14 protein-coding genes are annotated in these 14,668 nt (G+C 65.2%); 11 read left to right on the plus strand and 3 right to left on the minus strand.

Features of this window, described 5'->3' with window-relative positions; all coding sequences use genetic code 11:
• Positions 1 to 11 precede the first annotated feature (11 nt).
• Both K2O51_RS19445 and pgeF read left to right on the plus strand, forming a co-directional pair.
• Complete coding sequence (locus K2O51_RS19445) at positions 12 to 1,223, plus strand: RluA family pseudouridine synthase (protein WP_220631515.1); 1,212 nt, start codon at positions 12 to 14, stop codon at positions 1,221 to 1,223.
• A complete protein-coding gene (gene pgeF, locus K2O51_RS19450) occupies positions 1,213 to 2,010 on the plus strand; it encodes a peptidoglycan editing factor PgeF (RefSeq protein WP_220631516.1) in 798 nt (265 codons plus the stop codon). The genes K2O51_RS19445 and pgeF overlap by 11 nt, the downstream gene beginning before the upstream one ends.
• A gap of 14 nt (positions 2,011 to 2,024) precedes the next feature.
• Here the strand turns inward: pgeF and K2O51_RS19455 are convergent, their stop codons facing one another.
• A complete protein-coding gene (locus tag K2O51_RS19455) occupies positions 2,025 to 2,243 on the minus strand; it encodes a hypothetical protein (RefSeq protein WP_011297516.1) in 219 nt (72 codons plus the stop codon).
• A gap of 400 nt (positions 2,244 to 2,643) precedes the next feature.
• Between K2O51_RS19455 and phaC the strand changes: the two genes are divergently transcribed.
• From phaC to K2O51_RS19500, 9 genes are all read left to right on the plus strand, one after another.
• The gene (phaC, locus tag K2O51_RS19460) at positions 2,644 to 4,419 is read left to right on the plus strand and encodes a class I poly(R)-hydroxyalkanoic acid synthase (RefSeq protein WP_011297517.1); all 1,776 of its coding nucleotides are present in this window, start codon (positions 2,644 to 2,646) and stop codon (positions 4,417 to 4,419) included.
• Positions 4,420 to 4,490: 71 nt separating this feature from the next.
• Positions 4,491 to 5,672: an acetyl-CoA C-acetyltransferase gene (locus K2O51_RS19465; RefSeq protein WP_220631517.1), complete on the plus strand. Its 1,182-nt coding sequence runs from the start codon at positions 4,491 to 4,493 to the stop codon at positions 5,670 to 5,672.
• Positions 5,673 to 5,744: 72 nt separating this feature from the next.
• Complete coding sequence (locus K2O51_RS19470; RefSeq protein WP_011297519.1) at positions 5,745 to 6,485, plus strand: 3-ketoacyl-ACP reductase; 741 nt, start codon at positions 5,745 to 5,747, stop codon at positions 6,483 to 6,485.
• 377 nt (positions 6,486 to 6,862) lie between these two features.
• The gene (gene phaR / locus K2O51_RS19475; protein ID WP_011297520.1) at positions 6,863 to 7,414 is read left to right on the plus strand and encodes a polyhydroxyalkanoate synthesis repressor PhaR; all 552 of its coding nucleotides are present in this window, start codon (positions 6,863 to 6,865) and stop codon (positions 7,412 to 7,414) included.
• A 231-nt stretch (positions 7,415 to 7,645) separates the two neighbouring features.
• Positions 7,646 to 8,620, plus strand: coding sequence for a tRNA dihydrouridine synthase (locus K2O51_RS19480; RefSeq protein ID WP_011297521.1), 975 nt, complete (start codon positions 7,646 to 7,648; stop codon positions 8,618 to 8,620).
• 180 nt (positions 8,621 to 8,800) lie between these two features.
• A complete protein-coding gene (gene rimO / locus K2O51_RS19485; protein WP_011297522.1) occupies positions 8,801 to 10,159 on the plus strand; it encodes a 30S ribosomal protein S12 methylthiotransferase RimO in 1,359 nt (452 codons plus the stop codon).
• Positions 10,160 to 10,259: 100 nt separating this feature from the next.
• Positions 10,260 to 11,444, plus strand: coding sequence for a beta-ketothiolase BktB (bktB, locus tag K2O51_RS19490; RefSeq protein ID WP_140952189.1), 1,185 nt, complete (start codon positions 10,260 to 10,262; stop codon positions 11,442 to 11,444).
• Between the two features lie 9 nt (positions 11,445 to 11,453).
• Complete coding sequence (locus K2O51_RS19495; protein ID WP_140952193.1) at positions 11,454 to 12,083, plus strand: hypothetical protein; 630 nt, start codon at positions 11,454 to 11,456, stop codon at positions 12,081 to 12,083.
• 114 nt (positions 12,084 to 12,197) lie between these two features.
• The gene (locus tag K2O51_RS19500; RefSeq protein WP_140952196.1) at positions 12,198 to 13,427 is read left to right on the plus strand and encodes a cystathionine beta-lyase; all 1,230 of its coding nucleotides are present in this window, start codon (positions 12,198 to 12,200) and stop codon (positions 13,425 to 13,427) included.
• Positions 13,428 to 13,433: 6 nt separating this feature from the next.
• Here K2O51_RS19500 and K2O51_RS19505 read toward each other — a convergent pair whose 3' ends face one another.
• Positions 13,434 to 13,670 (minus strand): DUF2789 domain-containing protein, encoded by a 237-nt coding sequence (locus tag K2O51_RS19505; RefSeq protein WP_011297526.1) that lies wholly within the window; start codon positions 13,668 to 13,670, stop codon positions 13,434 to 13,436.
• Positions 13,671 to 13,776: 106 nt separating this feature from the next.
• Entirely contained in the window at positions 13,777 to 14,631 is an 855-nt protein-coding gene (gene serB / locus K2O51_RS19510; RefSeq protein WP_041679904.1) for a phosphoserine phosphatase SerB, read from the minus strand.
• Positions 14,632 to 14,668 lie beyond the last annotated feature (37 nt).

A 14,668-nucleotide genomic window follows, 5' to 3' on the forward strand; every position in this document is an offset into this window, starting at 1 on the left:
ACGTATCCCGGATGAAGAAAAATAGCGTCAAGCATTATAGCCCAAGCCCTCAGCCAGAATCCGGCGTGGGGGGAGTGCCGCCTGAACAGGTGCGCGTCCAGGCATCCCAGACCGATAACGATGACACCGACGACTTCGCTGACGAGGTGCCCGCAGCACCCGTAAACGACCTGTCGGTGCCGCTGACATTGGAAGTTGACAGCGCGGCACATGGCGAGCGGCTGGACAAGCTGCTTGCGCGGCACTTCAGCGAGTTTTCACGCAGCCGGCTGCAGCAGTGGATCGAAAGCGGGGCGGTACGCGTCGACGGTGAAGTACGCCGGCCGCGCGACGCAGTGCAGATGGGCAATCGCATCGAGGTCCAGCCGCAGGCTGCGCCGGAATCGCAGGCCTTCGCCCCCGAAGATGTCGCGCTGGACGTCGTGTACGAAGACGACGCACTTCTGGTCATCGACAAGCCCGCCGGGCTGGTCGTGCATCCGGCCGCGGGCAACTGGAGCGGTACGGTCCTCAACGGACTGCTGCATCGCGACCCAACGGCAGCGGCGTTGCCGCGCGCAGGTATCGTGCACCGGCTGGACAAGGAGACTTCGGGCCTGATGGTGGTTGCGCGCACGCTGACGGCGCAGACCGACCTCGTGCGCCAGCTCCAGGCCCGCACCGTCAAGCGCACGTATCTCGCGCTGGTATGGGGACGTATATACGAGGAGGGCACCATCGACGCCCCGATCGGCCGTGATCCGCGTGAGCGCACGCGCATGGCCATCGTCCACACCAACAGCGGCAAGCCCTCGCGCACGCACTTCCGCACGCTGGCCACGGTGCCTCTCGGGCGCAGTTTCGTGTCGATGGTGCGCTGCCAGCTCGAAACCGGGCGCACGCACCAGATCCGCGTGCACTTCGAATCGATCGGCCATCCGCTGGTGGGGGATCCGGTCTATTACCGCGCGACGCAACGCGGGCAGCGGCCAGCCATTCGCGTACCGCTGCCAGTGCCATTCGAACGGCAGGCGCTGCATGCGTTCAAGCTCGGGCTGGTGCACCCGGTCACTGGCAAGACCGTGTCGTGGACCGCGCCGCCGCCGGAAGACCTCCAGGCGCTGATCGATGCGCTCGATTTCTCTGGCGGTGAAACCGAAGCCGATGAGGACGACTGGGACGAAGAGTGGGAAGATGGCCCCGAAGTCATCTGGGCCGACGGGGAGGGTGACGATGACGACTGACACCGCGTGGCTGCGACCCGACTGGCCGGCTCCTGCGTCGGTGCGCGCGTTGTCCACGACGCGTGCGGGTGGCGTGAGCCGTGGTCCGTACGGGCTTGACGGCGGCGCACCAGGCGGCCTCAATCTCGGCACGCATGTCGGGGATGATGCGTCGCACGTCGCGGAGAACCGCACGCGGCTTGCCGCGCATCTGCCTGCCATGCCGCTATGGCTAGAGCAAGTGCATGGCTGCGCCGTGGCAACGGTGGACCACCTTGCGGAACCGGACGCGATGCCGCCGCGGGCCGATGCCAGTGTGGCCGCCGTGCTCGGACAGGTCTGCGCGGTCATGACGGCGGACTGTCTGCCCGTACTGCTATGCGATGCGGAGGGGACCGTTGTCGGCGCCGCGCATGCGGGATGGCGCGGCCTGTGCAACGGTGTCATCGAAGCCGCACTGGCACGCATGCAGGCGGCACGCGGCATGCCGTCGACACGCTGGCTCGCATGGCTTGGCCCTGCTATCGGGCCCGGTGCCTTCGAAGTCGGTGCCGAAGTCCGCGAGGCCTTCCTCGAGCAGGCGCGTGCCGGCGAGCATCCGGCTGTCGAGGCAGCTTTTCGGCCTGGCGCTGAGGGCAAGTACATGGCCGACATCTATGCGCTGGCCCGCACGCGCCTCGCCCGCGCTGGCTGCACCGATATCTACGGCGGCGATGCGTGCACCGTATCCGATCCGCAGCGGTTCTACTCATATCGGCGCGACGGTGTCACAGGCCGCATGGCCAGCCTGGTCTGGCTCGAACGCTGAGAGTTGCGGGCCCGTCACTGCGGTCCCCTTTCGCCAGCTTTGGCGTTTTCCTCCGCGCGCGCTTCCTCTGCCTTGCGTCGCCGTCGCCTGCCGGGCGTTCCCATGATGTACAGCACCAGCGCGACCGGCGCAGCGCCATAAAGCAGAAACGTGGCGACACCGGCAACGATGTTGTGCTCAGTGATTGCCATCATCAGTGCCACGTAGAGCCATCCAATGGCCACGATGTACATGAAACTTTCATCCTTCGCAGGTAGGCTTGCGCGCTGGTCTTGGGCCCCGCGGATCCCTACCCGGGGGTAGGTTTTCACGGCGTATACGCCGACGCGGTTTTCTGCATTGACAGCGCGTACATTGCAAGGCAACAATGACCTCGAATGTTGCGGAATCCCAGTAGATTCCTTTGTTTTGCCGGCAAGCATACCGCATGGCGCTGCCAGCCAGATTGCGGTGTGAACCGGGCAGGGGACGTTATCCAGATGGAAGGGAAAGCTGCAAGCGGCAGTCCTGGACGCCCTGGTCGGGGGCGTCGTGTCAGGTCCATCCGGATTGCGTCTCCAGATGCATAAGTGCCGGCCAGGGCAATGTCCCGGAGCCGGTCTGACATAGTGACGGCAGAGAGACAATTACATCATGGCGACCGGCAAAGGTGCGGCAGCTTCCTCAACGGAAGGCAAGTCCCAACCGTTCAAGTTCCCGCCGGGGCCATTGGATCCAGCAACCTGGCTGGAGTGGTCCCGTCAGTGGCAAGGCCCTGAGGGCAACGGCGGCACGGTTCCCGGTGGTTTTCCGGGTTTCGAGGCCTTCGCGGCGAGCCCGCTTGCGGGTGTCAAGATCGACCCGGCCCAGCTCGCGGAAATCCAGCAGCGCTACATGCGCGATTTCACCGAACTGTGGCGCGGCCTGGCGGGAGGCGATACCGAATCCGCGGGCAAGCTCCACGATCGTCGCTTTGCCAGCGAGGCCTGGCACAAGAACGCTCCGTACCGCTACACCGCGGCGTTCTACCTGCTCAATGCGCGCGCCCTGACGGAACTGGCCGATGCAGTCGAGGCGGATCCCAAGACACGCCAGCGTATCCGCTTCGCCGTGTCGCAATGGGTCGATGCGATGTCGCCGGCCAATTTCCTGGCGACGAATCCCGATGCGCAGAACCGGCTGATCGAGTCGCGCGGTGAATCGCTGCGCGCCGGCATGCGGAACATGCTCGAGGATCTGACGCGCGGCAAGATTTCGCAGACCGACGAGACCGCGTTCGAAGTCGGCCGCAACATGGCCGTCACCGAAGGCGCGGTGGTCTTCGAAAACGAATTCTTCCAGCTGCTGCAATACAAGCCGCTGACGGACAAGGTCTATACGCGTCCGCTGCTGCTGGTGCCGCCTTGCATCAACAAGTTCTACATTCTCGACCTGCAGCCGGAAGGCTCGCTGGTGCGGTACGCTGTCGAGCAGGGCCATACCGTGTTCCTGGTGTCGTGGCGCAACCCGGATGCCAGCATGGCGGGATGCACGTGGGACGACTACATCGAGAACGCGGCCATCCGCGCCATCGAAGTGGTGCGCGATATCAGCGGCCAGGACAAGATCAACACGCTTGGCTTCTGCGTGGGCGGGACCATCATTTCGACCGCGCTGGCCGTGCTGGCCGCGCGTGGCGAACACCCGGTGGCCAGCCTGACGCTGCTGACCACGCTGCTGGACTTCACCGATACCGGCATCCTTGACGTATTCGTCGACGAACCTCACGTGCAGTTGCGCGAAGCCACGCTCGGCGGCGCGTCCGGTGGCCTGCTGCGCGGCGTGGAACTGGCCAATACGTTCTCGTTCCTGCGCCCGAACGACCTGGTCTGGAACTACGTGGTCGACAACTACCTGAAGGGCAACACGCCGGTGCCGTTCGACCTGCTGTTCTGGAACGGCGACGCCACCAACCTGCCGGGGCCGTGGTATTGCTGGTACCTGCGCCACACCTATCTGCAGAACGAACTGAAGGAGCCGGGCAAGCTGACCGTGTGCAACGAGCCGGTGGACCTCGGCGCCATCAACGTGCCGACCTATATCTACGGCTCGCGCGAGGACCACATCGTGCCGTGGACGGCGGCGTATGCGTCGACCGCATTGCTCAAGAATGACCTGCGCTTCGTGCTCGGGGCGTCGGGGCACATTGCCGGCGTCATCAACCCGCCCGCCAAGAAAAAGCGCAGCCACTGGACCAACGATGCGTTGCCGGAATCGGCGCAAGACTGGCTGGCCGGTGCCGAGGAGCACCATGGCAGCTGGTGGCCGGACTGGATGACGTGGCTGGGCAAGCAGGCCGGCGCCAAGCGCGCCGCACCGACCGAATACGGCAGCAAGCGTTACGCTGCCATCGAACCCGCGCCGGGCCGTTACGTCAAGGCCAAGGCATGACTCTTGCGAGCGGTCCCGCTATTCCGGGACCTGCGCGCTGACCCCTAAGCTATTCATTGAGAGGACTCCAAATGACCGATATCGTCATCGTTTCCGCCGCCCGTACCGCCGTTGGCAAGTTTGGCGGTTCGCTCGCGAAGATTCCCGCCCAGGAACTGGGCGCGATCGCCATCAAGGCTGCCCTGGAACGTGCAGGCGTGAAGCCGGAACAGGTCAGCGAAGTGATCATGGGCCAGGTACTCACGGCCGGTTCGGGCCAGAACCCGGCGCGCCAGGCATCCATCAAGGCGGGCCTGCCCTCGTCGGTGCCGGCCATGACCATCAACAAGGTGTGCGGCTCGGGCCTGAAGGCCGTGATGCTGGCCGCCAACGCTATCCTCGCCGGTGAAGCCGAGATCGTCGTGGCCGGCGGCCAGGAGAACATGAGCGCAGCACCGCACGTGCTGCCGGGCTCGCGCGATGGCTTCCGCATGGGCGACGCCAAGCTGGTCGACACGATGATCGTCGATGGCCTGTGGGACGTGTACAACCAGTACCACATGGGCATTACGGCGGAGAACGTCGCCAAGGAATACGGCATTACCCGCGAAGCGCAGGACGAGTTCGCCGTGGCCTCGCAAAACAAGGCCGAGGCTGCGCAGAAGGCCGGCAAGTTCGATGATGAAATCGTCCCGGTGATGATTCCGCAGCGCAAAGGCGACCCGGTGGCATTCAAGACGGACGAGTTCGTCCGCCAGGGTGCCACGCTGGACAACATGTCAGGCCTGAAGCCCGCCTTTGACAAGGCCGGCACGGTGACCGCCGCCAATGCCTCGGGCATCAACGACGGCGCTGCCGCCGTGGTGGTGATGTCGGCCGCCAAGGCCAAGGAACTGGGCCTGACCCCGCTGGCCACGATCAAGGCCTACGCCAATGCCGGCGTGGACCCGAAGGTCATGGGCATGGGCCCGGTGCCGGCATCCAAGCGCTGCCTGTCGCGTGCAGGCTGGGGCGTGGGCGACCTGGACCTGATGGAAATCAACGAGGCCTTCGCCGCGCAGGCGCTGGCCGTGCACCAGCAGATGGGCTGGGACACCTCCAAGGTCAACGTGAACGGCGGCGCCATTGCCATCGGTCACCCGATCGGTGCGTCGGGCTGCCGTATCCTGGTGACGCTGCTGCATGAGATGAAGCGCCGCGATGCGAAGAAGGGGCTCGCCTCGCTGTGCATCGGCGGCGGCATGGGTGTGGCGCTGGCGGTCGAGCGCAATTAAAGGGATGTGCCTTGCCGCGCGACCGTTCGCGTGGCCGGGCGAAGACAACGAAGAGCCAATCAAGGAGCAGACATGACTCAGCGCATTGCATATGTGACCGGCGGTATGGGCGGCATCGGAACCGCGATCTGCCAACGTCTCGCCAAGGATGGCTTTCGCGTGGTAGCGGGCTGCGGCCCGAACTCGCCGCGCCGCGAGCGGTGGATCGAGCAGCAGAAGGCGCTCGGCTTCGACTTCGTTGCCTCCGAAGGCAACGTGGCCGACTGGGACTCGACCAAGACTGCGTTCGACAAGGTCAAGGCCGAAGTCGGCGAGGTTGATGTGCTGATCAACAATGCAGGCATCACGCGCGACGTGGTGTTCCGCAAGATGACGCGCGCCGACTGGGACGCGGTGATCGACACCAACCTGACCTCGCTGTTCAACGTGACCAAGCAGGTCATCGACGGCATGGTCGATCGTGGCTGGGGTCGCATCGTCAATATCTCGTCGGTGAACGGGCAGAAGGGCCAGTTCGGCCAGACCAACTACTCCACCGCCAAGGCCGGCCTGCACGGCTTTACCATGGCTCTGGCACAGGAAGTGGCGACGAAGGGTGTGACGGTGAACACGGTTTCGCCGGGCTACATCGCCACCGACATGGTCAAGGCTATCCGTCAGGACGTGCTGGACAAGATCGTGGGCACCATCCCGGTCAAGCGCCTGGGTGAGCCGTCGGAAATCGCGTCCATTTGCGCGTGGCTGTCGTCCGATGAATCGGGCTTCTCCACTGGTGCGGACTTCTCGCTGAACGGCGGCCTGCACATGGGCTGATCGACAATGCGTGCCGCGCGGGCGCGCCGTTTTTGCGGTGCAGCCAGCGCGGTGCACAACCGGTTTGCGCGGACGCTTTGCGGGCTCTTCAGGGCCCGCAATCCATTTGTGCGTGCGGGTTTTCCTTAAGCCGCCTGTCTTTCCTTAGTGCTTTGTTGGGCATAGAATCAGGGCAGCGGCACGGCCGGCACTATTGTCGTGCAACGTGCGGGCCTTCGCGGGGGCGAGGGCTACAAGGCACTTGGCGAGATCGCCGGCGAGTGCGCACATAGTAACTTTTCACGACCTTTCAGGATGGCCCGGGACTACCGGTTTGCGCACTGCACCGCATGCGGTGCAGCAGCGCCCATCAGCGACGACAAGAGGACAGAGCACCGATGGCCACGAGCAAAAAAGGCGCAGAGCGACTGATCAAGAAATATCCCAATCGCAGGCTCTACGACACCCAGACCAGCACCTACATCACGCTGGCCGACGTGAAGCAGCTGGTCATGGATTCGGAGGACTTCAAGGTCGTCGATGCCAAGTCCGGTGATGAACTGACGCGCAGCATCCTGCTGCAGATCATTCTGGAAGAAGAAACTGGCGGCGTGCCGATGTTCTCGAGCGCAATGCTGTCGCAGATCATCCGCTTCTACGGCCATGCCATGCAGGGCATGATGGGCACTTACCTGGAAAAGAACATCCAGGCCTTCATCGACATCCAGAACAAGCTGGCCGAAAATTCCAAGGGCCTGTATTCCGGCGAAGCCTTCAGCCCCGACATGTGGTCCCAGTTCATGAACATGCAGGGGCCGATGATGCAGGGGATGATGAGCAACTACATCGAACAGAGCAAAAACCTGTTCGTGCAGATGCAGGAGCAGATGCAGAACCAGGCCAAGAATATGTTCGGGACGTTCCCGTTCAACCAGCCCGAGAAGAAGTAAGTCATACCGATGGCGGACCGCCCGGTCCGCCATCGCGCCGCCACCGACCATCGTCGCTCGGTTCCGGTGCTCTGCGGGGCGGCGCCCAAGCAGGTAAAATGCGCCCCTTCTGAACTGGCGGCTCATCTTGCGGACTCGCCTGCAGCGCGATATCCCGATGATTCCAAGCCTTCCCCGTTCCACTTTGTCTGCCCCGGGTTCCGGCGTGACCGCGCTGGCTCGAGCCTGACCATGAGCCGGCTATTCCTCGCCCCGATGGAGGGGCTCGCTGACTATGTGCTGCGCGACGTGCTGACAGGCCTCGGCGGCTACGACGGCTGCGTGTCCGAGTTCGTGCGGGTGACGGGCTCGCTGCTTCCTCCGCGCGTCTACGAGCGCGATACTCCCGAGATCCTGCAGGGCGGCCATACCCCGAGCGGCACCCCGATGGTGATCCAGCTGCTCGGCAGCGATCCCGAGTGGCTGGCACGCAATGCGACTTATGCCGCGACCTTGTCGCCGCACGGCATCGACCTGAACTTCGGTTGCCCGGCCAAGGTCGTCAACCGGCACGGGGGCGGCGCGATGCTGCTGGCGCATCCCGAGCAACTGCATAGCATCGTTTCCGCGGTACGCGCAGCGGTCCCGCCGCATATCGCGGTCACGGCCAAAATGCGGCTCGGCGTTTCCGATACCGCGCTGGCGCTCGATTGCGCCACGGCGCTGGCGGAGGGTGGGGCGGCGTCGCTGGTGGTGCACGCCCGCACGCGTGACCACGGCTACCGGCCACCGGCGCACTGGGAATGGATCGCCCGCATCGCCGACACCGTCGATATCCCCGTCATTGCCAACGGTGACGTCTGGTCGGTTGCCGACTGGGAGCGTTGCCGCGCGGTCAGTGGCTGCGCCGATGTGATGATCGGCCGCGGCGCGGTATCGGATCCGTTCCTGGCCCTGCGTATCCGAGGCCTCATGGACAGCACGCCATCCGATGCTGATTGGCCGCTCGTGCTGCAGCAGATTGCGGCTTACCTGAGGAAGCTGCATGACCGGATCTCATCCTGCCATGAGCACGGACGGGTGAAGTTGTGGCTCAGCTATCTCAAGCGGACCTGGCCGCAAGCCACGGCGCTGCACGATGCGATCCGCAGGATCCACGATTCGGCCCAAATCGAGCAGGTACTGCAGAGTGCCTCTGATGCCACGCAGGGGATCGCCCCGGCATAGGGCCAGAGCCGCCTGTCTTGCCGTGTGCCGCGTCAGGCGCCGTTTGACTGCGGCAAACGGTTAAAATCCGGGTTGCTTGCAGCGCCGGGCGGACTTGCCCGACATCCATCGGGATTACCCGATATACTCCGCCCCGCTTGCCCCACATTCGCATTCCCCGTGAAAAATCCTTCAGAATCAATGACCCAGAAAGACCAGAGCCCGCGCGTCGGCTTCGTTTCGCTTGGCTGCCCGAAGGCGTTGGTCGACTCGGAACAGATCATCACCCAGCTGCGCGCCGAGGGTTACGCAATCAGCGGCACCTATGACGGTGCCGACCTGGTTGTGGTCAACACCTGCGGCTTCATCGACGAAGCCGTGCAGGAGAGCCTCGACGCGATCGGCGAGGCGCTGACCGAGAATGGCAAGGTCATCGTGACCGGCTGTCTCGGGGCGAAGAAGGATGCGGCGGGGCACGACATCGTGTCGTCGGTGCACCCGAAAGTGCTGGCCGTGACCGGCCCGCACGCCCTTGGCGAAGTCATGCAGGCGGTGCACACGCACCTGCCCAAGCCGCATGACCCCTTTACCGACCTGGTGCCGGCGGCCGGCATCAAGCTGACGCCCAAGCACTACGCCTACCTGAAGATTTCCGAAGGCTGCAACCATCGCTGCTCGTTCTGCATCATCCCGTCGATGCGCGGCGACCTGGTGTCGCGTCCCGTCGCCGAAGTCATGCTGGAAGCCGAGAACCTGTTCAAGGCCGGCGTGAAGGAATTGCTGGTGATCTCGCAGGACACCAGCGCTTACGGCGTGGACGTGAAGTACCGCACCGGCTTCTGGAACGGACGTCCGCTCAAGACCCGCATGACCGAACTGGTCGCGGCGCTGGGTGAACTGGCGGCCCAGTACGGTGCGTGGGTGCGCCTGCACTACGTGTACCCGTACCCGCACGTCGACGAGATCATTCCGTTGATGAACGGCGGTCACGTGCTGCCGTACCTGGACGTGCCGCTGCAACACGCGCACCCCGACGTGCTCAAGCGCATGAAGCGTCCGGCCAATGCCGAGAAGACGCTGGACCGCATCCGCGCCTGGCGCGAGGTGTGCCCGGACCTGACGATCCGCAGCACTTTTATCGCCGGCTTCCCGGGCGAAACTGAAGCGGAATTCGAGACCCTGCTCGATTTCATCGCCGAAGCCGAGCTGGACCGCGTGGGCTGCTTTGCGTACTCCCCGGTGGAAGGCGCGACGGCCAACGACCTGCCGGGCGCCTTGCCCGACGAAGTCCGCGAGGAACGCCGCGCGCGCTTCATGGAGGTGGCCGAGGAAGTCTCCGCACGCCGCCTGCAGCGCAAGGTTGGCCAGACGCTGCGCGTGCTGATCGACGAGGTGAACCAGGACGGCGGCATCGGCCGGTCTTCGGCGGATGCGCCGGAAATCGACGGCCTGGTCTATATCGCGCCGCCGGCCAAGCCGTCGCAGCGCTATCGCGCCGGGGACTTCGTTCAGGTGAAGATCACTGGCGCTGATGGTCACGACTTGTGGGGCGAGATTTGATGCAACGGGCTTCTGCTGCCCTTAAGTAAAAGTACGATCGTTCGATTCCGTCGCGATGCCGCTATACTGTGCACCGCAACATAACCTCATGGAGAGAGACATGACGCGTGAAGTCGTGGTAGTGAGTGGCGTACGTACGGCAATCGGCACTTTCGGCGGCAGCCTGAAGGACATGGCACCGACCCAACTGGGTGCACTCGTGGTGCGCGAGGCGCTGGCCCGTGCTCAGGTGTCGGGCGACGATGTTGGTCACGTGGTGTTCGGTAACGTGATTCAGACCGAGCCGCGCGACATGTATCTGGGCCGCGTGGCGGCCGTCGATGGCGGTGTGACGATCAATGCGCCTGCGCTGACCGTGAACCGCCTGTGCGGCTCGGGCCTGCAAGCCATCGTCAGCGCCGCGCAGACCATTCTGCTCGGCGACGCCGACGTGGCCATCGGCGGCGGTGCGGAAAGCATGAGCCGCGCGCCGTACCTGGCGCCCGCAGTTCGCTGGGGCGCGCGCATGGGCGATGCCAGCATGGTCGACATGATGCTGGGCGCGCTGCATGACCCGTTCCACCGCATTCACATGGGTGTCACGGCCGAGAACGTGGCCAAGGAATACGACATCACGCGCAGCCAGCAGGACGAAGCCGCGCTGGAATCGCACCGTCGCGCTTCGGCCGCGATCAAGGCTGGTTACTTCAAGGACCAGATCGTTCCGGTGACGCTCAAGACCCGCAAGGGCGAGGTGAGCTTTGACACCGACGAGCACGTGCGTCACGACGCCACGATCGACGACATGACCAAGCTCAAGCCGGTCTTCGTCAAGGAAAACGGCACCGTGACGGCGGGCAATGCCTCCGGCCTGAACGACGCCGCTGCGGCTGTCGTGCTGATGGAGCGCGCCGAAGCCGAGCGCCGTGGCCTGAAGCCGCTGGCTCGCCTGGTGTCGTATGGCCACGCTGGCGTGGATCCGAAGACCATGGGTATCGGCCCGGTGCCGGCTACCAAGAAGGCGCTGGAGCGCGCTGGCCTGTCGGTGTCCGACCTGGACGTGATCGAAGCCAACGAAGCGTTTGCCGCGCAGGCTTGCGCGGTGACCAAGGCGCTGGGCCTGGACCCGGCCAAGGTCAATCCCAACGGTTCCGGCATTTCGCTTGGCCACCCGATCGGCGCCACCGGCGCGCTGATCACGGTCAAGGCGTTGCATGAGCTGCAACGCGTGCAGGGCCGCTATGCGCTGGTGACGATGTGCATCGGCGGCGGCCAGGGCATTGCCGCCATCTTCGAGCGCATCTGAGTCTTGTTGATGTGTCGTCGCCCCCCGTTGCAGCGCCGTTCGCTCGTCAGCCTGGCTGCCGCGCTGGCGCTTGCGGGGGCGATGCCGGTGCGGGCCGCCGATGACAACGTGTTGTCGACCGGCCCGGCTGCTGCTACTGCTGGCGGCCTCGGCCTGAACGAGGCGATCCGCGAAGGCGAGGCGCGCCGCAACGCGGCGCCGTCCGCCGGCGCGACTGCCGGGGCGCTGTCGCCCCGGCCAGAATTCGCGAAGCTTCCCGTTTACGTCGGCAAGGTCGGTGACAAGCCGGTGCGGCTGCGTATTGGCCCGAAGCCCGATGAGCGCGACAGCCTGCGCGGCGAGTACACGGCCAACGGCGTGCCTGGCGTGCGGCTGCTGGCGGGTGAGTGGGAGGACGGCAGCTTCCTGATGGAAGAGTCCGACGACGGCACCCGTGTTTCCGGCAACTGGGAAGGCACCATCGACGCCAGCGGCGCCGTGCGCGGCACCTGGACCGATGCGTTCAATCCGGCCAACGTGCTGCCATTCATTATCCGCCCGCTCGGCAGCGTGCGGGTCATTCCTCCCTTCGACACGGCACCGGGCAGCGGCGCCACTTACGCGCCTGCACCACCGCGGGCATCGATCCAGGGCTGGTAAGCACGCCCGCCGGTGGCGCGGCCGCCATTTGCTGGTAAGCTCGGACGTATATCGCGTCTCTTTTATGCCTGCCGCGCAACGCGGCGGGGCATGCCAGCCATCAAGGAATCCGCCGTGTCCGATCCCACTTCCGGCAAGCCCGCGTCGGGCTCCGCCAGCCATTACATCCAGACGGTTGCCGTCCAGCCCGAGTTGGACATCGCGCCAGGCTTTGACTCGTTTTCGCCCGCCACCCATCGCGGCTCCACGGTTGTCTTCCGCAATCTGGCGGAACTGCGCGCCTATGGGGATCGGGGCACCACATACTGGCGCTATGGCCTGCATGCCACGCCCACCAGCGAAGCGCTGTGCCAGCACCTGGCGCTGCTCGAAGGCGCGCGGCACACGCTGCTGCTGCCATCCGGGCTGGCCGCGATCTCGCTGGTCTACTTCGCGCTGCTCAAAAGCGGCGACGATGTGCTGGTGCCGGACAACGTGTACGGCCCGAACCGCGACCACGGCGAATGGCTCGCGCGCGATTTCGGGGTGACGGTGCGCTATTACGATCCGATGATCGGCGGCGGCATTGCCGGCATGATTCGCGCCAATACCCGCCTGATCTGGATGGAATCGCCCGGCTCGGTGACGATGGAAGTGCCGGACAGCGAAGCGATCGTCGCCGCGGCAAAGGCGCGCGGCGTGCTGACCGCCATCGACAATACCTGGTCAGCCGGTCTCTATTTCCGGCCGTTCGACATGGGCATCGATATCTCGGTGCAAGCGCTGACCAAGTACCAGTCGGGCGGCAGCGATGTCCTGATGGGCGCCGTGCTGACGCGCGATGACGCCGTGCAGGCTCGCCTGAAGCGCGCGCGCATGCTGATGGGGTGGGGCGTGTCGGCCGACGACTGCCATCTCGTGCTGCGGTCGTTGCCGAGCCTGCCGGTGCGTTTGGCCGCGCACGACCGCGCCGCGCGCGAGGTCGCGGAGTGGCTGCACCAGCGCCCGGAAGTCGTGCGGGTACTGCATCCCGCGTTGCCGGACTGCCCGGGCCACGCCAACTGGCGCCGGGACTTCACCGGCGCAAGCGGCCTGTTCGCGATCATCATGCACGAAAGGTATTCGCAGGAGCAGGTGGACGCGTTCGTCGAAGCGCTGCGCCTGTTCGCGATCGGCTGGTCCTGGGGAGGCGCGCACAGTCTTGCCGTGCCCTACCACGTGCCGACGATGCGACCGGCAGGCAGCTGGCCGCCTGCTGGCTGGCAGCACGCTGGCGAACTGGTGCGCCTCTACATTGGCCTGGAGGACACGCGCGACCTTATCGCCGATCTGCGCCAGGCGATGGAGCAGGTGCTGAAGGGCTGAAGCGCGCTAACTGGCCCGCAATGCGACGTTGAGCTGATCGACCACCTCGGCCCAATCGGCGTCGTCTGCAATCTCGTCTCGAAGCATGGTTGCCTGTGCAGGCGTCCAGAACGACGCATCGGCGAGTTCGATGTCGCCAGGCAGCGGCGCGTGCGTCGCGATGAACTGGCGGATGCCCGATTCATCGCTGGGCAGCCCCAATTGGGCAAACAGTTCGGAAAAGCGGTGGAAGGCCTGTTCCATGGTGAGGTGCTCCGCTTCTGGGGTGGTCACTGCAGCTAGTGTAGGGCACCGGAGCGCGTGAGGCGCACAAGAAAGAGCGGACGCCCAAGCGTCCGTCTTGCGGAAATCAGTGGGGGAACAGCGCCAGCAGGCCGTCCAGCCCGACGTGGTTGAAGGCAACGCTGGCCTGTGCGCGCACGACAGGCTTGGCGCGGAAGGCCACCGAAAGGCCGGAGACTGCCATCATCTTGAGGTCGTTCGAGCCGTCACCCATCACGATGGCCTGGTCCGGCGTTGCGCCGATCTGCGCGCAGACTTCCTGTACGGTACGGGCCTTCACATCGGCATTGACGATTTCGCCGACCACGTTGCCGGTCAGCTTGCCGTCGACGATTTCCAGCGTGTTGGCGCGCGTGACATCCAGCTTCAGGCGTGGCTTGAGCTTATCGGTGAAATGCACAAAGCCGCCCGACACCAGCAGCGTGCGCAGGCCCAGCGCCTGCACGGTCTGCAGCATGCGCTCGGCACCCGGCGACAGACGCAGGCGCTCTTCATAGACGCGATCCAGCACGCTGGCATCCAGGCCCTTCAGCAAGGCCACGCGGCGGCGCAGGCTTTCGTTGAAGTCGGTGATCTCGCCGCGCATGGCGGCTTCGGTAATGGCGGAAACCTCGGCCTTCAGCCCGCAGAAATCGGCGATCTCGTCGATGCATTCGATCGTGATCAGCGTGGAATCCATGTCCATGGCCACCAGACGGAAGTCCGACAGGCGCCGGCCGGCAGGCACGACGGCCCAGTCGATCGCGCGCGGCCCGCAGTAGTCGTCCAGCGTGTCGCGCAACGCCGGCGTAAGCGGGGCGCAGTCTTCGGCGGCTGCGACAGTTTCGCTGCGCAGCTCCGGCTCGGAAGTGCGGGCGAGCGTGCGGATGGCGGAAAGGTCGTCGGAAGCGAGCGGGCGGGTACTCTGGAGGATCAGGGGCATGACAGCAGCAGGCGGATCGGGCGGCGCGCCGAGGGGC

The sequence above is a fragment of the Cupriavidus pinatubonensis genome (genome assembly GCF_019602855.1).
GTDB lineage: Bacteria > Pseudomonadota > Gammaproteobacteria > Burkholderiales > Burkholderiaceae > Cupriavidus > Cupriavidus pinatubonensis.